Raw genomic sequence first — 25,651 nt, forward strand, 5'->3', positions numbered from 1 at the left:
GGGACCGCGAGGACGTGGCAGACCGCATGGTTCCTCTTGGGCTCGGCCTTGCGATGGAGCACGCCGCCCTCGACTTCTGGGAGAAGCTCGAGAAGGAACGCAGCTAACCCGACACGCCCTCCAGGACCGGTCACTGCCCGGGTATCCGGCGCTCAACGAACAGCCATCGACCGATGGCATCGCGCACGCCATCCGACGAGTCACCCCTTGACACCGCTTGGAAACCATCCTAGGTTTCGATGATCCGAACCAGACGGTCGCTTTCAGACCTTATACCTTTCGTCACCGAGGTGACCCCATGACCAGCCCCACCACTGGCTCCAGCCAGTCCACTCCTCCAAGGATCCCTGCCAACCGTTCCCTGATCGAGCCGGGATCCGGGTTCAAGTCCGGCCTTCGCGACCTCAGGCACCACGTCGGCGTCGCCCCGGTGAGCGCCGGCCTGGTTGCCACCATCTTCGGCTGCACAGGTCCCGCCCTGATCATCATCAACGGAGCCAGCGAAGCCGGGCTCTCCGCGGAACTCACCACGTCGTGGATCTTCGGCATCTACGTCTTCGGCGGACTCATCTCGCTGATCCTCGGGCTCTACTACAAGATGCCCATCACAGGCGCCTGGAGCATCCCCGGTGCGGTCCTCGTGGTCGGCGCCCTTGCAGACTTTGAGTTCAGCGAGATGGTTGGGGCCTTCCTGGTGGCGGGCGTGCTGGTACTCGCGCTGGGTCTCACCGGGCTGATCCGTCGCGTGGCCGCATGGCTTCCGGTGCCCATCGTGATGGCGATGATCGCCGGCGCCTTGATCCGCTTCGGCACCGGCGTGGTGGACGCCGGTGTCAGCACGCCGGTGATCGTGATCGCCGCGGTGGTCGGTTACCTGCTGCTGACCCGATTCGTCAAGTCCGTGCCCGGCGTGGTCGGTGCACTGGTGCTCGGCGTCGTCGCTGCGATGGTCACGGGGGCCTTCGGGTCCACCGGCGCCGACTTCGCAGTGTCGGCCCCCCAGTTCGTCGCGCCCGCGTTCAACATCAATGCCATCCTGGCTGTGGCCATCCCGCTTGCCGTGCTGGTCCTCGGCGCCGAGAACGCCCAAGCCACCGGGGTGCTGATGGCAGAGAGGTACCGACCTCCGGTCAACTCGATGACCCTGATCAGTGGCGTCGGCGGTATCCTGGCCTCGCTCTTCGGCGGCCACAACGCGAACATCGCAGGGCCGATGACCGCCATCTGCTCCTCGGAGCAGGCCGGCCAAAACACGGACGGACGCTATGTCGCCACGGTGGTCAACGGCATCCTGTTCGCCCTCTTCGGCGTCTTCGCCGGGGTCCGGTTGCTCTCGTGTCGATCCTGCCCCCGACGTTGATCGCCTCTGTGGCCGGGTTGGCGATGATCGGAGTGTTGATCTCGGCGTTCCGCGGCGCCTTCGCTGTCACCGGATTCCAGACCGGTGCGTTCGCCGCGCTCGTGATCGCCATGAGTGGCGTAACAATCCTCAACATCTCCGCTCCGTTCTGGGCCCTGCTCGGCGGAGTCCTGGTGTCCCTTGCTGTCGAGTCCAACGACTTCAAGGCAGATGCCGACCGGCGATTCAAGGGCTGAACGGGGAAGTAGGACCCGGTCCGCAGTTTAGGCCCTCCACGCCCAGGGTGTCGAAGTCGCGGTGCCGGTCGCGTACACCGCCCGCCCCAAAGCCAGCCCCGGCACCCCCACCGCGACCCACGAACGCGGACGCACCGACAAGATCGACAAATCCGGCGTCGTCACCCTGCGCCACCACGGACGCCTGCACCACATCGGAGTCGGCCGAACCCACGCCGGAACCTACGTCCTGCTCCTCGTCCAAGACCTCGAGATCCGCATCATCAACGCCACCACCGGCGAGATCCTGCGCGAGCTGACCCTCGACCCCACCCGCGACTACCAACCCACCGGCCGAAAACCCGGCCCACAAAAGCAATAGCCGGACCTACAAAAACGTAGGTCCGGCTATGCCGATGTCCTGAGACATCACAACGCGCCCCCGGCAGGATTCGAACCTGCGGCCCCTGGTACCGGAAACCAGTGCTCTATCCCCTGAGCTACGGAGGCGGGGTGGTGCCCGGTGAGATTAGCACCGGGGGTGCGCGTCCCGAGAATCGGCCACGCGTCGGACTCACCCCGAGCCGGACCTAGACTGAGCGACCGTGACCCCCGAAGAGCTTGTCGAAGCGATCCGTGCCGCCCTCACCGCCGCCATCGAGGCCGGCGACCTGACCGTCGAGGTGCCCGCAGAGATCCGTGTCGAGCGACCCAAGGCCAAGGGCCACGGCGACTGGACGACCAACCTCGCGATGCAACTGGCCAAGCCGGCCGGCATGAAGCCGCGCGACGTCGCGACCGCGATCGCAGCCCGCCTCGAGCAGGCCGAGGGAGTGGCCTCCGTCGAGGTCGCCGGCCCCGGCTTCCTCAACATCACCCTCGAGGCCGCCTCCGCGGGTGCCCTCGCGCGCACCATCGTCGAGGCCGGCGCCGACTACGGCCGCAACGACGCGATGGCCGGCCACGTGGTCAACCTCGAGTTCATCTCGGCCAACCCGACCGGCCCGCTGCACATCGGCCACACCCGCTGGGCCGCGCTCGGCGACTCGATGCGCCGCCTGCTCGCCGCCTCCGGCGCCGACGTCACGGCCGAGTACTACATCAACGACGCGGGCGCCCAGATGGACAACTTCGGCGCCTCGGTCCTCGCCCGGGCGAAGGGGGAGCCCACCCCCGAGGGCGGGTACCCCGGCGCCTATGTCGACGACCTGGCCGCGACCGCCCTCGAGCAGCGCCCCGACCTGCTCGAGCTGCCCGCCGACGAGGCCCTCGCGACCGCCCGTGCCATCGGCTACGAGGCGCAGCTCGCCGACATCCGCAGCACCCTCGAGGACTTCGGCGTCACCTTCGACGTCTGGTTCTCGGAGAAGACGCTGCACGACGGGGGAGCGGTCGAGCAGGCCATCGCCCGCCTGCGCGAGCAGGGCCACGTCGACGACCGCGACGGCGCCGTCTGGCTGCGCACGACCGACTTCGGCGACGACAAGGACCGCGTCCTCGTGCGCGCCGACGGCGTCCCGACCTACTTCGCCGCCGACGCCGCCTACTACCTGAGCAAGAAGGATCGCGGTTTCCCGGAGAAGATCTACCTCCTCGGCGCCGACCACCACGGCTACGTCTCCCGGCTCAAGGCGATCGCCGCCTGCGCCGGCGACGACCCGGCGAAGAACATCGAGATCTGCATCGGGCAGCTGGTCAACCTCGACGGAGCCAAGCTGTCCAAGCGCGCCGGCAACATTCGAGCTGCGCGACCTCATCTCGTGGATCGGCTCCGACGCCGTGCGCTACTCGCTGGCCCGCTACCCCGCGGACAGCCCGCTCAGCCTCGACGGCGAGGAGTTGCGCAAGCAGACCAACGACAACCCGGTCTTCTACGTGCAGTACGCCCACGCCCGCACTTTCAACGTCGCGCGCCTGGCCGGCGAGGACGGCGTGCGCCGCGAGGACGGCTTCGACCCGGGCCTGCTCACCGACCCGACCGAGGCGACCCTGCTCGCGACCCTCGGCGACTTCCCGCGGGTCGTGGCCCATGCCGCCGAGCTGCGTGAGCCGCACCGGGTCGCGCGCTACCTCGAGACCCTCGCCGGCCACTTCCACAAGTGGTACGACACCTGCCGCGTGCGCCCCGCGCTCCGACGAGGAGATCACCGACACGCACCGCACCCGGCTGTGGCTCAACGACGCCACCCGCCAGGTGCTCGCCAACGGCCTCGACCTGCTCGGCGTCTCCGCGCCCGAGCGGATGTGAGGCGGTCATGGCGACCAACATGAGGGCCCACGAGGCCGGCATCCTCCACGCCGACGGCTACGGCGCCGCGCCCCAGTGGCTGCCGACGCCCCAGGACGTCAACGACCTGCTTCCGCAGCTGTGGCCGGCCAATGTCACGCGCAACGCCGATGGCGTCCTGGCCGTCTCCGGCCTGCCCGTCACCGACATCGCCCGTGACTTCGGCACCGCGGCCTACGTGCTCGACGAAGACGACTTCCGTTCTCGCGCAAGGGCGTTCAGGGACGACTTCACCGCTCCCTTCGACGCAGTGGCTGGTGCCGACGTCTACTACGCGGGCAAGGCCTTCCTGTGCTCCGCGGTCGCCCGCTGGGTCATGGACGAGGGCCTCAACCTCGACACCTGCAGCGGCGGCGAGCTCGCCGTGGCGCAGCGCGTCGGCTTCCCCGGCGAGCGGATCGCCCTGCACGGCAACAACAAGTCCGTCGCCGAGCTGCGCCAGGCCCTGTCCTACGGCGTCGGCCGGATCGTCGTCGACTCCTTTGCCGAGATCGACCGGGTCGCCGAGGTCGCGGCTGAGCTCGGCGTCGTCGCGCCCGTCATGGTCCGCGTGACCGTCGGTGTCGAGGCGCACACCCACGAATTCATCGCGACGGCCCACGAGGACCAGAAGTTCGGCTTCTCCCTCGCCGGTGGCCAGGCGCGCGCCGCCATCGACGCCATCGTGGCGAAGGGGGACCGCCTGCGCCTGCTCGGGCTGCACAGCCACATCGGCAGCCAGATCTTCGACGTCTCCGGCTTCGAGATCGCGGCCCGGCGGCTCGTCGCGCTGCACACCGAGGTTGCCGACGTGCACGGCATCGCCATGCCCGAGATGGACCTCGGCGGTGGCTACGGCATCGCCTACACCTCGGAGCACAGCCCGCTCACGCCGGGCGAGCTCGGCACCCAGATGGCCGCGCTCGTCGACCGCGAGCTCAAGGAGCTGCGCGACGGCCACCCCGACGCCCCGCTGCCGCGGATCTCGATCGAGCCGGGCCGGGCGATCGCCGGGCCGAGCGCCTTCACCCTCTACGAGATCGGCACGGTCAAGGACGTCGAGGTCGCCCACGACGCGATCCGCTCCTACGTGAGCGTCGACGGGGGCATGAGCGACAACGTGCGCACCGCCCTCTACGGCGCCGACTACTCGTGCACCCTCGCCGGCCGCACCTCGACCGCCGGCCCGCGGCTCGTGCGGGTCGTCGGGCGGCACTGCGAGAGCGGCGACATCGTCGTCATGGACGAGTACCTGCCCGCCGACATCGTCCCCGGTGACCTCATCGCGGTCCCCGGCACCGGTGCCTACTGCCGCAGCCTGTCCAACCAGTACAACCACACGCCCCGACCGCCGGTCATCGCCGTGCGGGACGGCGTCGCGCGGGTCATCGTGCGACGCGAGACGATCGACGACCTGCTCGCCCTCGACGTGGACGAGCCCGCCCCGCTCCAGGAGGTCCGATGACCACCGACCAGCAGACCCCCCTTCGCGTCGCCCTGCTCGGGGGCGGTGTCGTCGGCGGCAGCGTCGCCCGCCAGCTCATCGCCCAGGCCGACGACCTCGCCCAGCGCGTCGGTCGGCCGCTCGAGCTCGTCGGGGTCGCGGTGCGCCGCGCCGGCCGTGACCGGTCCGACCTCGGGGTCGACCCCGCGCTCTTCACGACCGACGCAGAGGAGCTGGTCACCCGCGCCGACATCGTCGTCGAGGTCATCGGCGGCATCGAGCCGGCCCGCAGCCTCATCCTCTCCGCGATGGCGCACGGCGCCTCGGTCGTCACGGCCAACAAGGCGCTGCTCGCCGAGGACGGCCCGACGCTCTACGCCGCGGCTGCCAACCACGGCGTCGACCTCTACTACGAGGCTGCCGTCGCCGGCGCGATCCCGATCCTTCGGCCGATCCGCGACTCGCTCGCCGGCGACTCGATCCGGCGGGTCATCGGCATCGTCAACGGCACGACCAACTTCGTGCTCGACGCCATGGACTCCACCGGGGCCGGCTTCTCCGAGACGGTCGAGCGGGCCCAGGCCCTCGGCTACGCCGAGGCCGACCCGACGGCCGACGTCGAGGGCTTCGACGCGGCGGCCAAGGCCGCGATCCTCTCCTCGCTGGCCTTCCACTCCCGGGTGAGCAGCGCCGACGTCCACCGCGAGGGCATCACCGAGGTCAGCGCCCGCGACATCGCTGCCGCACGCGAGATGAACTGCACCGTCAAGCTGCTCGCGATCTGCGAGCGAGTGGAGGGCCCGGACGGGCAGCCGGGCATCTCCGCGCGCGTGCACCCGGCGCTCATCCCGCTCACCCACCCGCTCGCCTCGGTCCGCGAGGCCTACAACGCCGTCTTCGTCGAGGCCGACGGGGCGGGCGACCTGATGTTCTACGGCCAGGGCGCCGGCGGCGACCCCACGGCCAGCGCGGTCCTCGGCGACATCGTCGCCGTGGCGCGGACCCGCGTCACCGGTGGCCGCGGGCCGGGGGAGAGTGCCTACGCCGACCTGCCCGTGCTCTCGATCGGTCAGGCCATCACGCGCTACCACGTGAGCCTCGACGTCGCCGACCGGCCGGGCGTCCTCGCCTCCGTCGCCACGGTCTTCGCCACCCAGGGTGTCTCCATCGAGACCGTGCGCCAGCAGGTCGTCACCGACGACCACGGCGAGGCGCGGGCGATGCTCATCATCGTCACCCACGCGGCGACCGATGCCGCACTCTCCGCGACCGTCACCGAGCTCGCCGGGCTCGACACCGTCAACGAGGTCACCTCCGTCATGCGCGTTGAAGGGAACTGACACATGACTGCCCACCAGTGGCGCGGCGTCATCACCGAGTACTCCGACCGGCTGCCGATGCTCGCCGGCGCCCCGACCGTCACCCTGCGCGAAGGGGGGACCCCCCTCATCCCCGCCGAGCACCTCAGCGAGCTTGTCGGCGCGCAGGTCCACGTCAAGTACGAGGGCCTCAACCCCACCGGCTCCTTCAAGGACCGGGGTATGACGACGGCGATGTCGATGGCCGCGGCGAAGGGGGCCAAGGCCGTCATCTGCGCCTCCACCGGCAACACCTCGGCGTCGGCGGCCGCCTACGCGACCAAGGCCGGCATGACCTGTGCGGTGCTCGTGCCCGAGGGCAAGATCGCCATGGGCAAGCTCTCGCAGGCCATCGCCCACGGCGCGACGCTGCTTCAGGTCGACGGCAACTTCGACCACTGCCTCGACGTCGCTCGCAAGCTCGCCGAGTCCTACCCGGTCGAGCTGGTCAACTCGGTCAACCCCGCGCGCATCGAGGGGCAGAAGACCGCGTCCTTCGAGATCGTCGACGCCTTGGGCGATGCGCCCGACATCCACTGCCTGCCGGTCGGCAACGCCGGCAACATCACCGCCTACTGGCGCGGCTACCGCGAGTACGCGACCGAGACCGAGGGCGTCTCCGGCGCCCTCGCGCCGGTGTCCACCCGCACCCCGCAGATGTGGGGCTTCCAGGCCGCCGGCTCCGCGCCCATCGTCCTGGGCCACCCCGTCGACGAGCCCGACACCATCGCCACGGCGATCCGCATCGGCAACCCCGCGTCGTGGCAGCAGGCCGAGGCCGCGCGCGACGAGTCGGGTGGCCGGATCGAGGCGGTGACCGACGAGGAGATCCTCCGGGCGCACCGGATCCTCTCCTCGCGCGAGGGCATCTTCGTCGAGCCGGCCTCGGCCGCCTCGGTTGCCGGCCTGCTCAAGGCCTCCGCCGCCGGGCAGGTCCCCGCCGGCGCCACGATCGTGTGCACTGTGACCGGTCACGGGCTCAAGGACCCGCAGTGGGCCCTGAAGAACGCCGACGGGTCGGACGTCGCGCCGGTGAGCGTGCCCGCCGAGGCCTACGCCGTCGCCCGCGAGCTCGGTTTGCAGGACTGAGCGTGACGATCGCCGTCGGGACGTCGGTCACCCTCGAGGTGCCCGCGTCGAGCGCCAACCTCGGCCCGGGGTTCGACTGCGTCGGTCTGGCCCTGGGCGTCTGGGACCAGTGCACCGTGCGCGTCACCGAGGCACCCGGGCTGGTCGTCGAGGTGAGCGGCTCGGGCGCCGACTCCGTGCCGCGCGACGAGAGCCACCTCGTCGTGCGCACGATGGTGACAACCTGGCAGCACCTCGACGTCGAGCCGCCGGCCGGCCTGCACCTGAGCGCGACCAATGCCGTCCCGCACGGCCGCGGTCTGGGGTCCTCGGCGACCGCGATCGTCACCGGTGTCGCCGCCGCCCACGCGCTCGCCGTCCGCGGCGGTGCGCTCGCGGGGGAGGAGCTCGACCTCGACGTCATCAACTCGATCGCGGCCGCGCTCGAGGGCCACCCGGACAACTCGTCCGCGAGCGTCCACGGCGGCGCGACGCTGTCCGTCACCGAGGCCGCTGAGCCGCTGCCGCGGACCCGGACCGTCCCCCTTCGTCTCGACCCGCGGATCATGCCCGTGGTGCTCGTGCCGGAGACCACGCTGAGCACGCACACCGCCCGGGCGGTCCTGCCCGAGGTGGTGCCGCTGGCGACGGCGGCCGCCAACTCCGCGAGGACCGGGCTGCTCGTGCACGCCCTCACCAGCGCGCCGGAGCTGCTCGTCGAGGCCACGACGGACCTGCTCCACCAGGAGCCCCGACGCCCGAGCTACCCGCAGAGCATGGAGCTCGTCGACGCGCTGCGGGCCGCCGGATGCGCCGCGACGATCTCCGGCGCGGGGCCCTCGGTCCTCGTGCTCACCGACGTCGGCCGCCTCGACGAGGTCCGCGGCATCGCGGCCGGGACCTCCGCCGCCTGGCAGGTCCTCACCCCCGGCGTCCCCACCGACGGCGTGCGCCTGCTGGGGTGACGTCGCCAGGGCGACGCAGTGATACATTGGCGGTGCTCCTTCAGGTCCGGTGCGTCGACCAGCCGGTCGAGTCGCACATGAGGGCCGGAGCCCCCTCCCACGTGAGTGCCATCGGCCTTGCGCCCTGGCACGCAGCCGTGGGGATCAGATGCACATCATCCCGCTCTTGACGGGACTCATCAGGCCTGCCCGACCCGGGTGGCCCCAACGAGGGAAGGGTCCTTCGTGACCGACACCACGACCGGCGACAACGCCGCTCCCGCGAACAGCGAGCAGCCCCGTCGCTCCGGCGCCCTGAGCGCCATGCGCCTCGCCCAGCTCCAGCAGCTCGCCTCGAGCATGGGGATCACCGGCACCGCCAAGATGCGCAAGAGCGATCTCATCGCCGCCATCCGCGCCCAGCAGTCCGGCTCCTCCGCCCCCCGCCGCCTCGGCCCCCGCCAAGCGGTCGGCCAAGACCGAGCAGCCGAAGGGGGAGGACGCCCCCTCCGCGCCCCGCGAGGAGACCGCGTCGCCGGCCCCCCGCGACGACAAGCCCGCCGAGCGTGCGCAGGGCGAGCGCGAGCAGCAGGGTGGCCAGGACCGCCAGCAGCAGGACCGCCAGCAGGGCGAGCGTGAGCAGCAGGGCGGCACCGACCGCGCCGAGCGCAACGACCGCGGTGGCAACACCCGTGGCGGCGACGACCGTCAGGGTGGCCGCAACGACAACCAGGGCGGCCGCAGCGACCGCGACCAGGGCGGCAACCAGCAGGGTGGCCGTGGCGGCGACAACCGACAGGGTGGCCGCAACGACAACCAGGGCGGCGACAACCACCAGGGTGGTCGCAACGACAACCAGGGCGGCGACAACCGCCAGGGCGGTCGCAACGACAACCAGGGCGGCGACAACCGCCAGGGTGGCCGCAACGACAACCAGGGCGGCCGCAACCAGGGTGGCGGCCAGGGCGGCAACGACGACGAGCGCGGGGGCCGGCGCAGCCGCAACCGCAATCGCAACCGCAACCGCGACAAGCGCCGCGGGGGCCAGCAGTTCGACGACACCGAGCCGCAGATCAACGAGGACGACGTGCTCGTCCCCGTCGCGGGCATCCTCGACGTGCTCGACAACTACGCCTTCGTGCGCACCTCGGGCTACCTGCCCGGTCCGGGCGACGTCTACGTGCCGCTCGGCATGGTCAAGCGCAACGGCCTGCGCAAGGGTGACGCCGTCACCGGTCAGGTCAAGGCCGCCCGCGAGGGCGAGGAGCCGCAGCAGCAGACCGTCGGAACCAAGGGCAACCGCGGCAAGTACAACCCGCTCGCCAAGCTCGAGACGGTCAACGGCATGACGCCCGACGACGCCAAGCGCCGCGCCGAGTTCGGCAAGCTCACGCCGCTCTACCCGCAGGACCGCCTGCGCCTCGAGACCGAGTCCAACGTCCTCACGACGCGGATGATCGACCTCGTCGCCCCGATCGGCAAGGGTCAGCGTGGCCTCATCGTCGCCCCGGCCAAGGCCGGCAAGACGATGGTCATGCAGTCGATCGCCAACGCGATCACGACCAACAACCCCGAGTGCCACCTCATGGTCGTCCTCGTCGACGAGCGCCCCGAAGAGGTCACCGACATGCAGCGCGCGGTCAAGGGTGAGGTCATCGCCTCCACCTTCGACCGCCCGGCCGACGACCACACGACGGTCGCCGAGCTGGCCATCGAGCGCGCCAAGCGTCTCGTCGAGATGGGCCACGACGTCGTCGTGCTCCTCGACTCGATCACCAAGCTTGGTCGCGCCTACAACCTCGCCGCCCCGGCGAGCGGGCGCATCCTCTCCGGTGGTGTCGACTCCGCGGCGCTGTACCCGCCGAAGAAGTTCTTCGGTGCGGCCCGCAACATCGAGAACGGCGGCTCGCTGACGATCCTCGCCACCGCGCTCGTCGAGACCGGCTCGCGCATGGACGAGGTGATCTTCGAGGAGTTCAAGGGCACCGGCAACATGGAGCTCAAGCTCGACCGTGGCCTGGCCAACCGCCGCATCTTCCCCGCGGTCGACGTCAACGGCTCCGGCACCCGCCGCGAGGAGATCCTCCTCGCGCCGGAGGAGCTGAAGATCATGTGGAAGCTGCGTCGCGTGCTCGCGGCCCTCGACACCCAGCAGGGCGTCGAGCTGCTCATCGACCGGCTGCGCAAGACGAAGACCAACTACGAGTTCCTCATGCAGGTCCAGCAGACGAGCTCGATCAAGCTCGACGACGAGGACGAGACGGCCTGACGCCGACCCGACCACGGCTGGGGGGCCGCTGCGCTACGTGCGCGGCGGCCCCCTTCGTCGTCCCGAGACCCTCACCGCGCGCGACCCGACCATGAGACATAGGGTTGTGGCACACCACGCTTCACGGGCTCGGGGGTGGTCAACCCGGCATTGCCGTAGGGCAATGCGGGCTAGGGGGTGGTCAACCCTGCATTGCCGTAGGGCAATGCGAAGGGGGGAGGAGGTCAGGCCTCGTCGGGGCCGGGGGAGTCCTCGTCGGAGAGCCCCTCGGCCGGGCGCTGGACCACGCGGCGCATCTCGGGGAAGCGGGCCTCGACGAAGCCGTAGTCGTCGTAGATGTCGCGGCCGACCTCGGTCGCGTTGAGCGAGATGACCTCGACATCGGTCTCCTCCTCGAACCACGCGATGAGCTCGCCGAGCACCGCGTGGGTGAACCCGAGCCGACGGTGCCGCGGGAAGGTCGCGATGTTGGAGACGTGACCGCCGGCGCCGCGGCGGGTGGGCCCGGGCATGAGGTCGACGACCTGACCCATCGCGCACGAGACGACGGTGCCGTGGGCCTCGGCGACGACGACCCGCACGTCGTCGTCGGCCAGGTGCAGCTGCAGCCAGCGGGCGGCCTCCTGCTGCCACCCGATGTCGGAGACCTCCTCGGAGGAGGCGCCCATGGCCTCGTACATCAGCGCCCGCAGGGCGACGATCGTGCCGATGTCGCCGGCCGTGGCCGGGCGGATCACCGAGCCCTCCACGGGGCCGGGGGTGGGCTCCCTTCGTCGGTCACGGGTGGAGCGACGCGGCAGGCGGGGGGCTCGAGGTGCCATGCGCCCATCCTGCCGCAGCCGCTCCGCCGGGTGCAGGGAACAACCACCGCCGACGGTGTGTTTGGACCACCGTGTCGGCTCTGGCACAATCGACTGTTGGTCCGGTTCACGGCACGCGGCACAGACGTCCGCAGTTGTCGGCCCCAGCGAGGGCGCAACGCCGACCCGGGCACCACGACCAAGGAGCACCACGTGAAGAAGGACATCCACCCCACCTACGAGACCACCAGTGTCTCGTGCACCTGCGGCAACACCTTCACCACCCGCAGCACCAAGCCGGGCGGCGAGATCCGCGTCGAGATCTGCAGCAACTGCCACCCCTTCTACACGGGCAAGCAGAAGATCATGGACACCGGTGGTCGCGTGGCCCGCTTCCAGAAGCGTTACGGCCAGAAGACCGAGGCCAAGTAACCCACTCGATGCGCCGGTCAGCCCACTGGGCTGGCCGGCGCATCAGTCTTCCCACCACCTCCACCCACCGACCGCCGGGAGGCCACCGTGCTCGAGTCCGTCGAGGCGCTGCTCGCCGAGCACGCGGAGCTCGAGGCATCACTCGCCGACCCCGCCGTCATCGGTGACCCCGACCGGCTGCGCGAGGTCAACCGCCGCTACGCGGAGCTGACCCCGGTGGTCGCGGCCCAGCGTGAGCTCGACCTGGCCGTCGGTGACCTCGAGGCCGCCCGCGAGCTCGCGGCCGAGGACGCCGCCTTCGCGGCCGAGATCCCGGCCCTGGAGGAGAGCGTGGCCGCCGGCGAGGACCGGCTGCGTCGGCTGCTCATCCCGCGCGACCCCGACGACGACCGCGACGTGATCCTCGAGATCAAGGCGGGCGAAGGGGGCGAGGAGTCGGCCCTTTTCGCCGGTGACCTGCTGCGCATGTACCTGCGCCACGCGGAGAAGCGCGGCTGGAGCACCCGCCTGCTCGATGCCACCGAGTCCGACCTGGGTGGCTACAAGGACGTGCGGGTGGCGGTCGGCGCCAAGGGTTCGGCCGAGCCCGGCACCGCGCCGTGGGCCCGCCTCAAGTACGAAGGGGGAGTCCACCGCGTCCAGCGGGTCCCCGTCACCGAGAGCCAGGGCCGGATCCACACCTCCGCTGCCGGCGTGTGGGTCATGCCGGACGTCGGTGACGTGGTCGAGGTGGAGATCGACCCCAATGACCTGAAGATCGACGTCTACCGCTCGTCCGGGCCGGGCGGGCAGTCGGTCAACACGACCGACTCCGCGGTGCGGATCACCCACCTGCCGACGGGGGTGGTCGTCTCCTGCCAGAACGAGAAGTCCCAGCTGCAGAACAAGGAGTCGGCGATGCGCGTGCTGCGCGCCCGGCTGCACCAGATGGCGATGGACGAGGCCGCGGCCGAGGCCAAGGAGGCGCGCGCCTCGCAGGTGCGCACCGTCGACCGCTCCGAGCGGATCCGCACCTACAACTTCCCGGAGAACCGGATCAGCGACCACCGCACCGGCTTCAAGGCCAACCGGCTCGACGCGGTTCTCGACGGTGACCTCGACGCCGTCGTCGACTCCGCGGTGCAGGCCGACGAGGAGGCGCGGCTGGCGGCTCTCGCCGGGGACGGGGAGTGACCTCCCTTCGCTCGGCGGTGGGGGAGGCGACGGCCACGCTCACCGCTGCCGGGGTGCCGACCCCGCGACCCGACGCCCTGCTCCTGGCTGCCCACGCGCTGGGCTGCGACCGCGGCGAGGTCGAGCGCCGCATGCTCCTGGGCGCCGACCTCGACGAGGCGGGCGCACGGCGACTCCGGGCGCTCGTCGAGGAGCGCGCCGCCCGGGTGCCGCTGCAGCACCTCACCGGGACCGCCCCCTTCCGCCGGCTCGAGCTGCACGTCGGGCCGGGCGTCTTCGTGCCGCGCCCCGAGACCGAGCAGGCCGTCGACCACGTGCTCGCCGCGATCGCCGGCCTCGAGGCACCCGTCGTCGTCGACCTGTGCACCGGCTCGGGCGCACTCGCGCTGGGGGTCGCCGACGAGGCGCCGGGCGCCGAGGTGACCGCCGTCGAGCTCAGCGAGCTCGCCGTGGCCTGGGCCGCGCGCAACATCGAGGCGAGCGGGCTGCCCGTGCGGCTCGTCGCCGCCGACGCCACCGTCGACCCGGCCACCGTGCCCGAGCTCGCCGAGCTCGTCGGCCGGGTCGACGTCGTCGTGTCCAACCCGCCCTACATCCCCGTCGGGATGGTGCCGCTCGAGCCGGAGGTCGCCGAGCACGACCCCGAAGTCGCGCTCTACGGCGGTAGCGCCGACGGGCTGGCGATCCCGCTCGCGGTCGCCGCGGCCGCCGCACGCCTGCTGCACCCGGGCGGGTTGCTCGTCATGGAGCACGCCGACAGCCAGGGCGAGAGCCTGCCCCGCGCGCTGGCGGCGACGGGCGACTGGGCGGACGCCACCGACCACACCGACCTCGCCGGACGCCCCCGCACCACGACCGCACGTCGCGCCTGAGCCCGGCACGAGCACGACGAAGGGGGCGTGGCCGGTCGGCCACGCCCCCTTCGGTGGTGCTGGGGACTTCAGAGGATGTACATCAGCAGCACGATGATCAGCAGCACGCCGACGATCGTCCAGATGAGACCTGAGCCTCGCATGTTCTCCTCCTCGAGGGGATCGGTTTTGGGCGGTCGTTCAACCTATCGCCGCGAGGGGCGCGTGGGGGCGAAGCGGCGTCACCAATTCGGCGGCGTCCCGACCGGCCCCGTCCGCCGCGAGCCTGCGGCATAGGGTGGGCCCCATGAGTCCCGTCGTCGATGCGACCACCGCAGACCGCGAGCAGAGCGTGACGGCGACGGTCGACGCCGTCCGCCGCGGCGAGGTCGTCGTCATCCCCACAGACACCGTCTACGGGATCGGGGCCGATGCCTTCGACCCGGAGGCGGTCGCCGCCGTCCTCAGCGCGAAGGGGAGGGGCCGCGACATGCCCCCGCCCGTCCTCATCCCCGACGTGCGCACCGTCGACGGACTGGCCCGCGCCGTGCCCGAGTGGGCCCGCCGGCTGGTCACCGAGCTGTGGCCGGGGCCGCTGACGCTCGTGCTGCTCGCCCAGCCGTCGCTCCACTGGGACCTCGGTGAGACCGCCGGCACCGTCGCGCTGCGCATGCCCGACGACGAGATCGCCCTCGAGGTCCTGCGCGAGACCGGCCCGCTCGCCGTGACGAGCGCCAACCGCACCGGCGAGCCGGCGGCCACCAGCGTCACCGACGCCGCCGTGCAGCTCGGCCCGGCCGTGAGCGTCTACCTCGACGGTGGTCCGCGCACCAGCCAGGAGCCGTCGACGATCATCGACTGCACCGGCGAGCACCCCGTCGTCCTGCGTCTCGGCGCGATCGGCCGCGAGCGTCTCGAGGAGATCCTCGGCGTGGGCTTCGACCGGCCCGCCGACGCCGGTGAGGGCGTCGCCGCCGTGGCGACGCCCGACGACACCCACTCCGCCGACGACGCCGGACCCGACCCGCAGCCGGGTGACCTGCCCGTCTACGACGACGAGGACCCCGAGGTGGCGGCCGCCGAGGCGGCTCGTCACCACGAGGCCCGGCACGGCACCGCCGGTGACGCCGCCGACGCGCAGTGGGAGGATCTCCCTTCGTCGGACCCGGCCCACCCCGACCCCGACCCGACCGACCCCACCACCCCGACCACGGAGGCCCCTCGATGACCGACGACACCTTCTACGGCTCCGACTTCGGTGCCCTGAGCGCCTTCGACCCGGAGATCGCCGGTGTCCTCACCAGCGAGCTCGACCGCATCCGTGGCGGCCTGCAGCTCATCGCCAGCGAAAACATCTCCTCGCCGGAGGTGCTCACCGCGCTCGGCTCGACCTTGAGCAACAAGTACGCCGAGGGCTACCCGGGGCGTCGCTACTACGGTGGCTGCTCCGAGGTCGACAAGGCCGAAAACCTGGCGATCGAGCGCGCCAAGAGCCTGCTGGGCGCCGAGCACGCCAACGTCCAGGCGCACTCCGGTGCCAGCGCCAACCAGGCCGTCTACGGCGCCTTCCTCCAGCCGGGCGAAAAGATCCTCGCGATGTCGCTGCCGCACGGTGGCCACCTGACCCACGGCACCAAGGTCTCCTTCTCGGGCAAGTGGTTCGACGCCGTCCACTACGGCGTGCACCCCGAGACGGAGGACGTCGACTACGACGAGATGGAGCGCCTGGCCAAGGAGCACCGCCCCAAGGTCATCTGCTCCGGCGGTTCGGCGATCCCGCGCCTGCTCGACTTCGAGCGCATCCGCGCCATCTGCGACGAGGTCGGCGCGATCATGTGGGTCGACGCGGCCCACTTCATCGGTCTCGTCGCCGGCAAGGCGATCCCGAGCCCGGTCCCGCTCGCCGACGTCGTCACCTTCACGACGCACAAGGTGCTCCGCGGCCCCCGCTCGGGTGCGCTGGTGTGCAAGGAGGAGCACGCCAAGGCGCTCGACAAGGCGATCTTCCCGATGATGCAGGGCGGGCCGCAGATGCACACGATCGCGGCCAAGGCTGTCAACTTCAAGGAGTGCGCGACGCCCGAGTACCAGCAGTACGCGGCCGACGTCATCGCCAACTCCAAGGTCCTCGCCGACGAGCTCCTGAAGCGCGGCATCCGCCCGACGACCGGCGGCACCGACACCCACCTGGCGCTGCTCGACCTGCAGGGCGTCGGCGTCACCGGGGTCGACGCCGAGGCGCGTTGCGACGCGGCCGGCATCACCCTCAACAAGAACGCCATCCCCAACGACCCGCAGAAGCCCTCGGTCGCCTCCGGCATCCGCGTCGGCACCCCGTGCGTCACGACGCAGGGCATGGGCACCGACGAGATGGTCAAGATCGCCGAGCTCATCCACACCGCCGTGACGAAGGGGGACGCCGACCCCGAGCACGAGGTCTCCCGTGAGGTGCGTGCCCAGGTGAGCGAGCTCGTCACCACCTTCCCGGCCTACCCGCGCTGAAGGGGTAGCACGCCGGTGGTCGAGGTGCGACGGGCCCTGCGAGGAGCCTCGAGACCCGGGCCACCGGACGGGGGCGCGTCGTGAGGGAGTACGTCTTCGTCTTCCTCGTCGCGCTCGCCTCGACCTATGTCCTCGTCCCCCTGGTGCGCACCATCGCGGTGCGTGTCGGTGCCTTCACCGAGGTGCGGGAGCGCGACGTTCACGTCGTGCCGATCCCGCGCCTCGGTGGGGTGGCGATGTTCCTCGGCTACGCGGCCGCGACCCTCGCGGCGTCGCGGATGCCCTTCCTGCGGCAGGTCTTCGAGACCGGTGAGCTCATCGGGATCCTCGTGGGGGCGGGCGTCGTCTGCCTCGTCGGGGCGATCGACGACGTCAAGGAGCTCGACGCCCTGACCAAGCTCGGCGGTCAGCTCGTCGCCGCCGCGATCATCGCCTTCGCGGGGGTGCAGTTCTTCTCGCTGCCGCTCGGCACGGTGACCGTGCTGCCCGCACCCGTCCTCGTGCTCATGACGATCTTCGTCGTCGTCCTGTGCATCAACGCGGTCAACTTCATCGACGGGCTCGACGGCCTGGCGGCGGGCCTCGTCGCCATCGCCGCTGGCTCCTTCTTCGTCTACAGCTACCTCATCTCGGGTGGCTACGACCCGCCCAACGTCTTCTCCTCGGCGACCTTCATCTCCGCGGCGCTCGCGGGCTGCTGCCTGGGCTTCCTGCCGCACAACGTCTTCCCGGCCAAGCTCTTCATGGGTGACTCCGGTGCCCTGCTGCTCGGCCTGCTGCTCGCGGCCGCGACGATCTCCAACGTCGGGCAGATCAACCCCGACCAGGTCCAGGTGAGCGCCAACGCGGTCGCCGCGACCGTGCTGCCGCTGCTCATCCCGATCTCGATCATGCTGCTGCCGCTCCTCGACGTCGTGTGGGCGGTCGCGCGGCGGACCGCCCGCGGGCAGCGCCCGTGGGACGCCGACAGCCAGCACCTGCACCACCGCATGCTCCAGATCGGCCACGGCCACCGGCGCGCGGTGCTGCTGCTGTGGCTGTGGGCGGCCGTCGTCGCCCTGGGGGCGGTGAGCTTCGTCTTCCTGCCGCCGCTCGTCGCCGGCATCGGGGGAGTGGTGATGCTCGGCGTCGCCGCGGTCCTGACGATCTGGCTGCCGCGCTTCTCCCGACCCGGGCACCGGCCCAAGAAGTACGACGCCCAGGGGCAGCGGATCGACGCCTGATTGGTGGCCTCCGCGGCGCTTGTGTAAACTTTCACAAGCGCCCCGTCGGACCGTCTGGTCCGACCCGTAGAGCACCTGTTGCTCCCGTCCCGAAGTGAGCCGATGACCACGACTCAGCGCCGCAGCCCCGTGCCGGGCATGCGCCGTGGTGTTCTCGTCGCCGGTGTCATCGGGACCGCGCTCACCACCGCTGTCGGCGCCTTCGCGAGGGGTTCCGACGGCGCGTTGAGCGCGCTGGTCGGTTCGCTCCTCGCTTTCTTCGTCGTCCTCACGGGACTCATGGCGATCTCGCTCATCGTGGCCGGTGACGTCGGGACGTCGATGGCCGGTGCCGGGGTGGTCTACCTCGGTCAGCTGATCATCCTCGTCGCGGCGATCGCCGTCGTGCGCGAGATGTCGTGGCTCGACGGCCGCACGGCCGCCCTCTCCGCCATCGTCGCGACCGTCGTCCTCCAGGCAGGTGTCGTGGCCGGCTACGTGCGCGGACGACACCTGATCCACCCGACCGGGGCCAGCGCATGAGTGCCATCGCCCGGCGGCGGAAGGGGGAGACCCCTCGCTTCGTGACCAAGGCGCTCCCGAGCGCCGAGGAGTCGGCGGCGAGCGCCGAGCGCTACCGCACCGACCCGACCCGGCCCCACCCGGCGGCCGCATCCGACGCGATGGCCGCAACGGTCCTCGCCCACCTGATCACCGGGCCCATCCTGTACGGCGCCATCGGCTGGCTGCTCGACCGGTGGCTGGGGACGTCGTTCCTCGTCATCATCGGGATCGTCGGCGGAATGGCTCTGTCGCTGTACGTGATCTGGCTCCGGTACGGTACGTCCCAGGCACCCACAGACGATGCCCCCTCCGCGGGGAAGAAGACGGCTGCCCAGCCACACAACGAGGAGAACCAGTGATCCTGACTGCGCCCGTGCTGCCTGCTTCCGGTGGAGGGGAGTACGAGACCCCCACGCCGGAGATCTTCTGGCAGCCGCTCTTCGAGGTCGGCGGCATCGTCGTCACCAACCAGATGGCCTGGGCTGCCATCGTCACTGCGGTCGTCTCGATCGTCCTGGTCGTCCTGAGCCGCAAGGCCGCCGTCGTCCCGAGCAAGGGCCAGTGGCTGCTCGAGGGCTTCTACAACTTCCCCCGCAACAGCGTGGCCAAGGACATGATCGGCACCAAGGAGTTCCGCCGGTTCGTCCCGCTCATCGTCACCCTCTTCACGATGGTGCTCTTCTACAACCTGATGGGCATCTTCCCCTTCGCCATGAACCCGGTGACGGGCAAGATCGGTTTCGCGATCGCCCTCGTCGCAGTCGTCTACGTCGTCTACCACTGGGTGGGCTTCCAGAAGATGGGCTTCGTCGGCTACTTCAAGCACATGATCCCGCCGGGCCTGCCGGGCTGGATCGTCCCCGTGGTCTTCCTGCTCGAGCTGATCACCTACTTCATCACCCGGCCGTTGACCCTGGCGCTGCGACTCTTCGGCAACATGTTTGCCGGCCACATGGTCATCTACCTCTTCGTCACGGCTGGCGCCTACTTCCTGCTCGACGGCGGCGTCCTGCTCAAGGTGCTGTCGCTGCCGACCTTCCTCATGGCCGGCGTCATGGTCATCTTCGAGGCCCTGGTGCAGTTCCTCCAGGCGTTCGTCTTCGTCCTCCTGACCTCCAGCTACATCGCCGGAGCCCTGGCCGACGACCACTGAGTCGGCACCCCGCACCTACAACTGCATAGCACCAACACCCAGAACTTCCCCGTGGGACAGACCCCGCGGCGGATCACAGAAACACGAAAGAGGAAACATCGTGGAAATCTCCGGCAACCTCTCGCTCATCGGTTACGGCCTCTCCGCCATCGGCCCGGCCATCGCCGTCGGTCTGATCTTCGCCGCGTACATCAACGGTGTCGCCCGTCAGCCCGAGGCCCGTGGCCTGCTGCAGCCGATCGCCATCCTCGGCTTCGCCCTCGCCGAGGCGCTCGCCATCTTCGGTCTGGTGCTCTTCTTCATCAACTGATCCGCCGGCAACGGCATCGTCAAACCGGCACCAGTCACTAGGAGTACCCCGTGCACATCACCGCAACCGCTTCGTCGGTCGTGGGTCTCGCGGCGGCCGGCGGGGAGAGCATGCCGCTCATCCCGCAAATCCCGGAGCTCGTCTTCGGGCTCGTCATGTTCGCGATCCTCTACTTCGTCGTGGCGAAGTTCGTGGTTCCGAACATCGAGAAGGCCTACGCCGAGCGTCACGCCGCGATCGAGGGTGGCATCGCCCAGGCCGAGAACGCCCAGGCCGAGGCCGAGGCCGCCAAGGCCCAGTACGAGGCCCAGCTGGCCGAGGCTCGCGCCGAGGCCGCCAAGATCCGTGAGGACGCACGCGCCGAGGGCGCGGCCATCGTCGCGGAGATGCGCGGGCAGGCTCAGGACGAGGCCAACCGCATCACCGAGTCGGCGCACAAGCAGATCGAGGCCGAGCGCCAGCAGGCCCTCGTCTCCCTGCGCGGTGAGGTGGGTCGTCTGGCGACCGACCTGGCCGGTCGCATCGTCGGCCACGAGCTGCAGGACTCCTCCAGCCGCCAGGGCCTCATCGACCGCTTCCTCGCGGAGCTCGAGTCGGGTCAGGTCCAGCCGGAACAGGTGGGTGCTGCTGCGGCAGCGACCGCCGCGCCGGCGGAGCAGGGCCAGCTCGACCTCGGCGACACGGGGCGTGACGCCTGATGCGAGGCTCTTCCCGCGCCGCCGTCGCCGAGGGACGCCAGTCCTTCGAGACCGCGCTGACGACCGGGGACCCGGCCGTCCTGGCGGACGAGCTCTTTGCCGTCACCGCGCTGCTCGACGACAACGTGGCACTGCGCCGCACCGTCGCCGACCCCTCGCGTGAGGGCAAGGAGCGGGCCGACCTCGTCACCCGGCTGCTCCACGGCAAGCTGTCCAACGAGACCGTGGGCGTCGTCTCGGTGCTCGTGACCCAGCGCTGGGCGCAGGACCGCGACCTCACCGACACGATCGAGCGCTTCGGCGTCGAGGCCCTCCTCAAGGGGGCCGAGGCCAGCGGCAGCCTCGACCAGGTCGAGGACGAGCTCTTCCGCTTCGAGCGTCTCGTCGACGGCAACCCCGAGCTGCGTGACGCCCTGGGCAACCGTCAGGGCGACCCGGCCGGCAAGGCCGACCTCGTCAGCACCCTCCTGCAGGGCAAGGCCCGGCCGGAGACGGTCCGACTGGCTCGCCAGGCGGTCCTGGCGCCGCGGGGTCGTCGCTTCGACCGCACGCTCGAGGCCTACCTCGACATCGCGGCCGAGCGTCGCCAGCAGCTGACCGCCGTCGTGACGACCGCGGTCGACCTCACGCAGGAGCAGCGCACCCGCCTGGCCGGCGCGCTGCAGCAGATCTACAGCAAGCCCGTCCAGCTGCAGATCGTCCACGACGAGGACGTCATCGGCGGGATCCGGGTCCAGATCGGCGACGAGGTCGTCGACGGGACCGTCCTGCGACGTCTCGACGAGGCGAAGCGCCACCTGGCCGGCTGAGCCCGGGTCAGACCCACCATGCAGACCACATATTCGGCCACCACAGCGGCCGGCAACGAGGAGAAGACAACATGACGGAGCTTTCGATCCGTCCGGAGGAGATCCGGGACGCCCTGGACGGCTACGTGCGGTCCTACAACCCGGGCGCGGCCTCCCGCGAAGAGGTCGGCCGCGTCACCGACACCGGTGACGGCATCGCCCACGTCGAGGGACTCCCTTCGGCCATGACCAACGAGCTGCTCGAGTTCGAGGACGGCACCCTCGGCCTCGCGCTCAACCTCGACGTCCACGAGATCGGTGTCGTCGTCCTCGGCGACTTCTCCAAGATCGAGGAGGGCCAGACGGTCAAGCGGACCGGCGAGGTCCTCTCGGTCCCGGTCGGTGACAACTTCCTCGGCCGCGTCGTCAACCCGCTCGGCCAGCCCATCGACGGCCTCGGCGAGATCGAGGCCGAGGAGCGCCGCGCGCTCGAGCTGCAGGCCCCCTCGGTCGTGCAGCGCAAGTCGGTCCACGAGCCGCTGCAGACCGGCCTGAAGTCGGTCGATGCCATGACCCCGATCGGCCGTGGCCAGCGTCAGCTGATCATCGGTGACCGCCAGACCGGCAAGACCACGGTCGCGGTCGACACGATCATCAACCAGAAGCAGTTCTGGGAGACCGGCGACCCGCAGAAGCAGGTGCGCTGCATCTACGTGGCCATCGGCCAGAAGGGCTCCACGATCGCGTCCGTCAAGGGCACGCTCGAGGAGGCCGGCGCCATGGAGTACACGACGATCGTCGCGGCTCCCGCCTCCGACGCCGCCGGCTTCAAGTACCTCGCCCCCTTCACCGGCTCGGCCATCGGCCAGCACTGGATGTACCAGGGCAAGCACGTCCTCATCGTCTTCGACGACCTGAGCAAGCAGGCCGAGGCCTACCGCTCGATGTCGCTGCTGCTGCGCCGCCCGCCGGGTCGCGAGGCCTACCCGGGTGACGTCTTCTACCTGCACTCGCGTCTGCTGGAGCGCTGCGCCAAGCTCTCCGACGACATGGGCGCCGGCTCGATGACCGGTCTGCCGATCATCGAGACCAAGGCGGGCGACGTCTCGGCGTACATCCCGACCAACGTCATCTCGATCACCGACGGCCAGATCTACCTGCAGGCCGACCTCTTCAACTCCGACGTCCGCCCCGCCATCGACGTGGGTGTCTCGGTCTCGCGTGTCGGCTCGGCCGCGCAGACCAAGGCGATGAAGTCGGTCTCCGGTCGCCTCAAGCTCGACCTGGCCCAGTACCGCGCCCTCGAGGCCTTCGCGATGTTCGCGTCCGACCTGGACCCGGCGTCGAAGCAGCAGCTGGCCCGAGGCGCCCGCCTCGTCGAGCTGCTCAAGCAGAAGCAGGCCGACCCCTACCCGGTGCCCGAGCAGGCCGTCGCCATCTGGGCCGGCACCACCGGTGAGCTGGACCCCATCGCCGTCGAGGACGTGCGTCGCTTCGAGGCCGAGTTCCTCGACCACCTGCGTCGCAACAAGAACGACCTCATGGAGGGCATCCAGGAGACGGGCAAGCTCGAGGACTCGACGATCTCCGCCCTCGAGGCCGAGATCAAGAGCTTCCGCGAGACCTTCGCCCCGTCCAACAAGGACGAGGTCCCGGTCGGTTCCGCCGAGGAGTCGGGCGAGGACGCCCAGGACTCCGAGCAGGTCCAGATCGTCAAGCAGAAGCGCTGACCCACCACCGGTCGGGCGTCGTCCGCGACGCCCGACCGGGGGCAGCAGCCCCGACCGCCGGCCCTGAGCCGACCACAGACCACCAGAGAGGCGGAAGCACATGGGAGCGCAGATCCGGGAGTACCGGCAGCGCATCCGGTCCGTCAGTGCGACCAAGAAGATCACGCGCGCCATGGAGCTCATGGCGGCCTCGCGGGTCGTCAAGGCCCAGCAGGCCGTGCGTGAGTCCACGCCCTACGCCCGCGCCCTGACGCGCGCCGCGTCGGCCGTGGCCACGTACTCCGACGAGGACCACCCGCTGACCACCGAGCCGGACAACGTGCGCCGTGCCGCGGTGCTCGTCATCGCCGCCGACCGCGGCCTGGCGGGCGGCTACAACTCCAACGTCCTCAAGGAGGGGGAGCGGGTCTCCGCCGCCCTTCGTGACCAGGGCAAGGAGGTCCAGACGTACCTCGTGGGTCGTCGCGCGGTCTCCTACTACTCCTTCCGCAAGAAGGAGTACGTCGCCGAGTGGACCGGCTCGTCCGAGAAGCCCAGCTTCGACAACGCCCGTGAGATCGGCGAGCGGCTCGTCGCCGACTTCACCACGGACTTCGAGGACGGCGGCGTCGACGAGGTCCACGTCGTCTTCACCCGCTTCGTCTCGATGGTCACGCAGGAGGCCGAGGTCATCCGGCTGCTGCCGCTCGAGGTCGTCGAGGGCGTCGAGGAGCCGGGCGAGGACGAGCTGTACCCGCTCTACGAGTTCGAGCCGAGCGGCGAGGAGCTGCTCGACACGCTGCTCCCGCGCTACGTCAACGCGCGCATCTTCAACTGCCTCCTCCAGGCGGCGGCCTCCGAGCTCGCGGCACGTCAGCGCGCGATGAAGTCGGCGACCGACAACGCCGAGGAGCTCATCAAGAAGTACACCCGACTGGCCAACCAGGCCCGTCAGGCCGAGATCACCCAGGAGATCTCCGAGATCGTCGGCGGGGCCGGGGCCCTTGCCGAGTCCAAGTGAGAAGGTAGAGAGAACCCATGACTGCCACCGTCACCGAAGAGAACACCACCCAGGCGGGTGGGGTCGGGCGCATCTCCCGCGTCACCGGCCCGGTCGTCGACGTCGAGTTCAGCGCCGACACCATGCCCGACCAGTACAACCTGCTCACCACCGAGGTCCAGCTCGGGGAGACCACCCGCACGCTGAACCTCGAGGTCGCCCAGCACATCGGCGACAACATGGTCCGCGCCATCTCCCTGCAGCCCACCGACGGTCTCGTCCGCGGCGGCCAGGTGCAGGACACCGGCGGCCCGATCACGGTCCCCGTCGGTGACGTCACCCTCGGCAAGGTCTTCAACGCGACCGGCGCCTGCCTCAACCTCGAGGAGGGCCAGACCCTCGAGGTCAACGAGCGCTGGGGCATCCACCGCTCCGCCCCGGCCTTCGACCAGCTCGAGTCGAAGACCCAGATGTTCGAGACCGGCATCAAGGTCATCGACCTGCTCACCCCCTACGTCCAGGGTGGCAAGATCGGCCTCTTCGGTGGTGCCGGTGTCGGCAAGACCGTCCTCATCCAGGAGATGATCGCCCGAGTCGCGCGCGACCACGGTGGTGTCTCCGTCTTCGCCGGTGTCGGCGAGCGCACCCGTGAGGGCAACGACCTCATGGTCGAGATGGAGGAGGCCGGCGTCCTCGGTCAGACCTCCCTGGTCTTCGGCCAGATGGACGAGCCGCCGGGCACGCGTCTGCGCGTCGCCCTGTCCGCCCTGACCATGGCGGAGTACTTCCGCGATGTGCAGAAGCAGGACGTGCTCCTCTTCATCGACAACATCTTCCGCTTCACGCAGGCCGGTTCCGAGGTCTCCACGCTGCTGGGCCGCATGCCCTCCGCCGTGGGGTACCAGCCGACCCTCGCCGACGAGATGGGCGTCCTCCAGGAGCGCATCACCTCGACGCGTGGTCACTCGATCACCTCGATGCAGGCGATCTACGTGCCCGCCGACGACTACACCGACCCGGCGCCGGCGACGACCTTCGCGCACCTCGACGCGACGACCGAGCTCAACCGTGAGATCGCGTCGATGGGTATCTACCCGGCCGTGGACCCGCTGACCTCGACCAGCCGGATCCTCGACCGTCGCTACATCGCGGAGGACCACTACAACACCGCGGTCCGCGTGAAGTCGATCCTGCAGAAGAACAAGGAGCTGCAGGACATCATCGCGATCCTCGGTATCGACGAGCTGTCCGAGGAGGACAAGATCCTCGTCAACCGCGCGCGTCGTATCCAGCGCTTCCTGTCGCAGAACACCTACGTCGCCAAGCAGTTCACCGGCATCGAGGGTTCGACGGTCCCGCTGACCGACACCATCGAGGCGTTCACCAAGATCGCCGACGGTGAGTACGACCACGTGGCCGAGCAGGCCTTCTTCATGTGCGGTGGCCTCGACGACGTCGAGCGCCAGTGGGCGGAGATCCAGAAGAGCCTCTGACCCCGCCCCGCGTCCACGCGACGGCCGCCCCCTTCGTCCATCGAAGGGGGCG

At 70.4% G+C, this 25,651-nt stretch carries 23 protein-coding genes, 1 tRNA gene and 2 pseudogenes; 24 read left to right on the forward strand and 2 right to left on the reverse strand.

Annotated features, from left to right (window positions below):
* Positions 1–298 precede the first annotated feature (298 nt).
* The 3 genes from H7A72_RS04110 to H7A72_RS04115 all read left to right on the forward strand — a co-directional run bounded on the left by H7A72_RS04110 (position 299) and on the right by H7A72_RS04115 (position 1,957).
* On the forward strand, positions 299–1,360 hold the full coding sequence (locus H7A72_RS04110; RefSeq protein ID WP_255494283.1) for a benzoate/H(+) symporter BenE family transporter: 1,062 nt from the start codon (positions 299–301) through the stop codon (positions 1,358–1,360).
* Positions 1,336–1,596 (forward strand): benzoate/H(+) symporter BenE family transporter, encoded by a 261-nt coding sequence (locus tag H7A72_RS16865; protein ID WP_255494284.1) that lies wholly within the window; start codon positions 1,336–1,338, stop codon positions 1,594–1,596. The genes H7A72_RS04110 and H7A72_RS16865 overlap by 25 nt, the downstream gene beginning before the upstream one ends.
* 61 nt (positions 1,597–1,657) lie before the next feature.
* Complete coding sequence (locus H7A72_RS04115) at positions 1,658–1,957, forward strand: hypothetical protein (RefSeq protein WP_185221736.1); 300 nt, start codon at positions 1,658–1,660, stop codon at positions 1,955–1,957.
* A 55-nt stretch (positions 1,958–2,012) separates the two neighbouring features.
* On the opposite strand, the gene H7A72_RS04120 is transcribed toward H7A72_RS04115, so the two are convergent.
* A tRNA-Arg gene (locus H7A72_RS04120) sits at positions 2,013–2,085 on the reverse strand.
* A gap of 95 nt (positions 2,086–2,180) precedes the next feature.
* Between H7A72_RS04120 and argS the strand changes: the two are divergent.
* From argS to rho, 6 genes and pseudogenes are all read left to right on the forward strand, one after another.
* Positions 2,181–3,823: pseudogene (gene argS / locus H7A72_RS04125) on the forward strand (arginine--tRNA ligase).
* Between the two features lie 19 nt (positions 3,824–3,842).
* Entirely contained in the window at positions 3,843–5,306 is a 1,464-nt protein-coding gene (lysA, locus tag H7A72_RS04130) for a diaminopimelate decarboxylase (protein WP_185221737.1), read from the forward strand.
* Positions 5,303–6,625 (forward strand): homoserine dehydrogenase, encoded by a 1,323-nt coding sequence (locus H7A72_RS04135; protein WP_185221738.1) that lies wholly within the window; start codon positions 5,303–5,305, stop codon positions 6,623–6,625. Before lysA ends, H7A72_RS04135 begins: the two co-directional genes overlap by 4 nt.
* A gap of 3 nt (positions 6,626–6,628) precedes the next feature.
* Positions 6,629–7,732: a threonine synthase gene (gene thrC, locus H7A72_RS04140; RefSeq protein WP_084449352.1), complete on the forward strand. Its 1,104-nt coding sequence runs from the start codon at positions 6,629–6,631 to the stop codon at positions 7,730–7,732.
* Between the two features lie 2 nt (positions 7,733–7,734).
* Positions 7,735–8,676 (forward strand): homoserine kinase, encoded by a 942-nt coding sequence (thrB, locus tag H7A72_RS04145; RefSeq protein ID WP_185221739.1) that lies wholly within the window; start codon positions 7,735–7,737, stop codon positions 8,674–8,676.
* A 225-nt stretch (positions 8,677–8,901) separates the two neighbouring features.
* Positions 8,902–10,924, forward strand: a pseudogene (gene rho / locus H7A72_RS04150) (transcription termination factor Rho).
* 224 nt (positions 10,925–11,148) lie between these two features.
* Here rho and H7A72_RS04155 read toward each other — a convergent pair.
* Positions 11,149–11,745 (reverse strand): GNAT family N-acetyltransferase, encoded by a 597-nt coding sequence (locus tag H7A72_RS04155; RefSeq protein ID WP_185221740.1) that lies wholly within the window; start codon positions 11,743–11,745, stop codon positions 11,149–11,151.
* A gap of 192 nt (positions 11,746–11,937) precedes the next feature.
* On the opposite strand from H7A72_RS04155, the gene rpmE reads away from it, so the two are divergent.
* From rpmE to atpD, 15 genes are all read left to right on the forward strand, one after another.
* Positions 11,938–12,156 (forward strand): 50S ribosomal protein L31, encoded by a 219-nt coding sequence (rpmE, locus tag H7A72_RS04160; protein WP_185221741.1) that lies wholly within the window; start codon positions 11,938–11,940, stop codon positions 12,154–12,156.
* Between the two features lie 87 nt (positions 12,157–12,243).
* Positions 12,244–13,329, forward strand: coding sequence for a peptide chain release factor 1 (gene prfA / locus H7A72_RS04165; RefSeq protein WP_185221742.1), 1,086 nt, complete (start codon positions 12,244–12,246; stop codon positions 13,327–13,329).
* Positions 13,326–14,201, forward strand: a complete 876-nt coding sequence (prmC, locus tag H7A72_RS04170) for a peptide chain release factor N(5)-glutamine methyltransferase (RefSeq protein WP_185221743.1) — start codon at positions 13,326–13,328, stop codon at positions 14,199–14,201. Before prfA ends, prmC begins: the two co-directional genes overlap by 4 nt.
* Before the next feature lie 286 nt (positions 14,202–14,487).
* Entirely contained in the window at positions 14,488–15,408 is a 921-nt protein-coding gene (locus H7A72_RS04175; RefSeq protein ID WP_185221744.1) for an L-threonylcarbamoyladenylate synthase, read from the forward strand.
* Complete coding sequence (gene glyA, locus H7A72_RS04180) at positions 15,405–16,682, forward strand: serine hydroxymethyltransferase (RefSeq protein ID WP_185221745.1); 1,278 nt, start codon at positions 15,405–15,407, stop codon at positions 16,680–16,682. The genes H7A72_RS04175 and glyA overlap by 4 nt, the downstream gene beginning before the upstream one ends.
* 80 nt (positions 16,683–16,762) lie before the next feature.
* Positions 16,763–17,905, forward strand: coding sequence for an MraY family glycosyltransferase (locus H7A72_RS04185; protein WP_185221746.1), 1,143 nt, complete (start codon positions 16,763–16,765; stop codon positions 17,903–17,905).
* A 102-nt stretch (positions 17,906–18,007) separates the two neighbouring features.
* Complete coding sequence (locus H7A72_RS04190) at positions 18,008–18,427, forward strand: hypothetical protein (RefSeq protein ID WP_143445371.1); 420 nt, start codon at positions 18,008–18,010, stop codon at positions 18,425–18,427.
* Between the two features lie 41 nt (positions 18,428–18,468).
* Positions 18,469–18,807, forward strand: coding sequence for an AtpZ/AtpI family protein (locus H7A72_RS04195; protein WP_200811081.1), 339 nt, complete (start codon positions 18,469–18,471; stop codon positions 18,805–18,807).
* On the forward strand, positions 18,804–19,601 hold the full coding sequence (gene atpB, locus H7A72_RS04200) for a F0F1 ATP synthase subunit A (protein ID WP_084449363.1): 798 nt from the start codon (positions 18,804–18,806) through the stop codon (positions 19,599–19,601). Before H7A72_RS04195 ends, atpB begins: the two co-directional genes overlap by 4 nt.
* A gap of 100 nt (positions 19,602–19,701) precedes the next feature.
* Positions 19,702–19,911 (forward strand): ATP synthase F0 subunit C, encoded by a 210-nt coding sequence (locus tag H7A72_RS04205; RefSeq protein ID WP_185221747.1) that lies wholly within the window; start codon positions 19,702–19,704, stop codon positions 19,909–19,911.
* 50 nt (positions 19,912–19,961) lie between these two features.
* Entirely contained in the window at positions 19,962–20,609 is a 648-nt protein-coding gene (locus H7A72_RS04210) for a F0F1 ATP synthase subunit B (RefSeq protein ID WP_223277776.1), read from the forward strand.
* Entirely contained in the window at positions 20,609–21,418 is an 810-nt protein-coding gene (locus H7A72_RS04215) for a F0F1 ATP synthase subunit delta (protein ID WP_084449364.1), read from the forward strand. Before H7A72_RS04210 ends, H7A72_RS04215 begins: the two co-directional genes overlap by 1 nt.
* A 71-nt stretch (positions 21,419–21,489) precedes the next feature.
* Positions 21,490–23,127, forward strand: a complete 1,638-nt coding sequence (atpA, locus tag H7A72_RS04220) for a F0F1 ATP synthase subunit alpha (protein WP_072624002.1) — start codon at positions 21,490–21,492, stop codon at positions 23,125–23,127.
* 100 nt (positions 23,128–23,227) lie between these two features.
* Positions 23,228–24,127, forward strand: coding sequence for a F0F1 ATP synthase subunit gamma (locus tag H7A72_RS04225; protein ID WP_185221748.1), 900 nt, complete (start codon positions 23,228–23,230; stop codon positions 24,125–24,127).
* 17 nt (positions 24,128–24,144) lie between these two features.
* The gene (atpD, locus tag H7A72_RS04230; protein ID WP_185221749.1) at positions 24,145–25,599 is read left to right on the forward strand and encodes a F0F1 ATP synthase subunit beta; all 1,455 of its coding nucleotides are present in this window, start codon (positions 24,145–24,147) and stop codon (positions 25,597–25,599) included.
* The last annotated feature ends 52 nt before the right edge of the window (positions 25,600–25,651 follow it).

The organism is Janibacter sp. YB324, from assembly GCF_014217915.1.
Lineage (GTDB): Bacteria > Actinomycetota > Actinomycetes > Actinomycetales > Dermatophilaceae > Janibacter > Janibacter indicus.

Coding starts and splice junctions, on each gene's coding strand:
- thrC (WP_084449352.1), top strand. CDS start 6,629: ATGACTGCCCACCAGTGGCGCGGCGTCATCACCGAGTACTCCGACCGG.
- H7A72_RS04135 (WP_185221738.1), top strand. CDS start 5,303: ATGACCACCGACCAGCAGACCCCCCTTCGCGTCGCCCTGCTCGGGGGC.
- lysA (WP_185221737.1), top strand. CDS start 3,843: ATGAGGGCCCACGAGGCCGGCATCCTCCACGCCGACGGCTACGGCGCC.
- H7A72_RS04155 (WP_185221740.1), bottom strand. CDS start 11,745: ATGGCACCTCGAGCCCCCCGCCTGCCGCGTCGCTCCACCCGTGACCGA.
- atpA (WP_072624002.1), top strand. CDS start 21,490: ATGACGGAGCTTTCGATCCGTCCGGAGGAGATCCGGGACGCCCTGGAC.
- H7A72_RS04215 (WP_084449364.1), top strand. CDS start 20,609: ATGCGAGGCTCTTCCCGCGCCGCCGTCGCCGAGGGACGCCAGTCCTTC.
- atpD (WP_185221749.1), top strand. CDS start 24,145: ATGACTGCCACCGTCACCGAAGAGAACACCACCCAGGCGGGTGGGGTC.
- H7A72_RS04175 (WP_185221744.1), top strand. CDS start 14,488: ATGAGTCCCGTCGTCGATGCGACCACCGCAGACCGCGAGCAGAGCGTG.
- H7A72_RS04190 (WP_143445371.1), top strand. CDS start 18,008: ATGACCACGACTCAGCGCCGCAGCCCCGTGCCGGGCATGCGCCGTGGT.
- glyA (WP_185221745.1), top strand. CDS start 15,405: ATGACCGACGACACCTTCTACGGCTCCGACTTCGGTGCCCTGAGCGCC.
- H7A72_RS04110 (WP_255494283.1), top strand. CDS start 299: ATGACCAGCCCCACCACTGGCTCCAGCCAGTCCACTCCTCCAAGGATC.
- H7A72_RS04225 (WP_185221748.1), top strand. CDS start 23,228: ATGGGAGCGCAGATCCGGGAGTACCGGCAGCGCATCCGGTCCGTCAGT.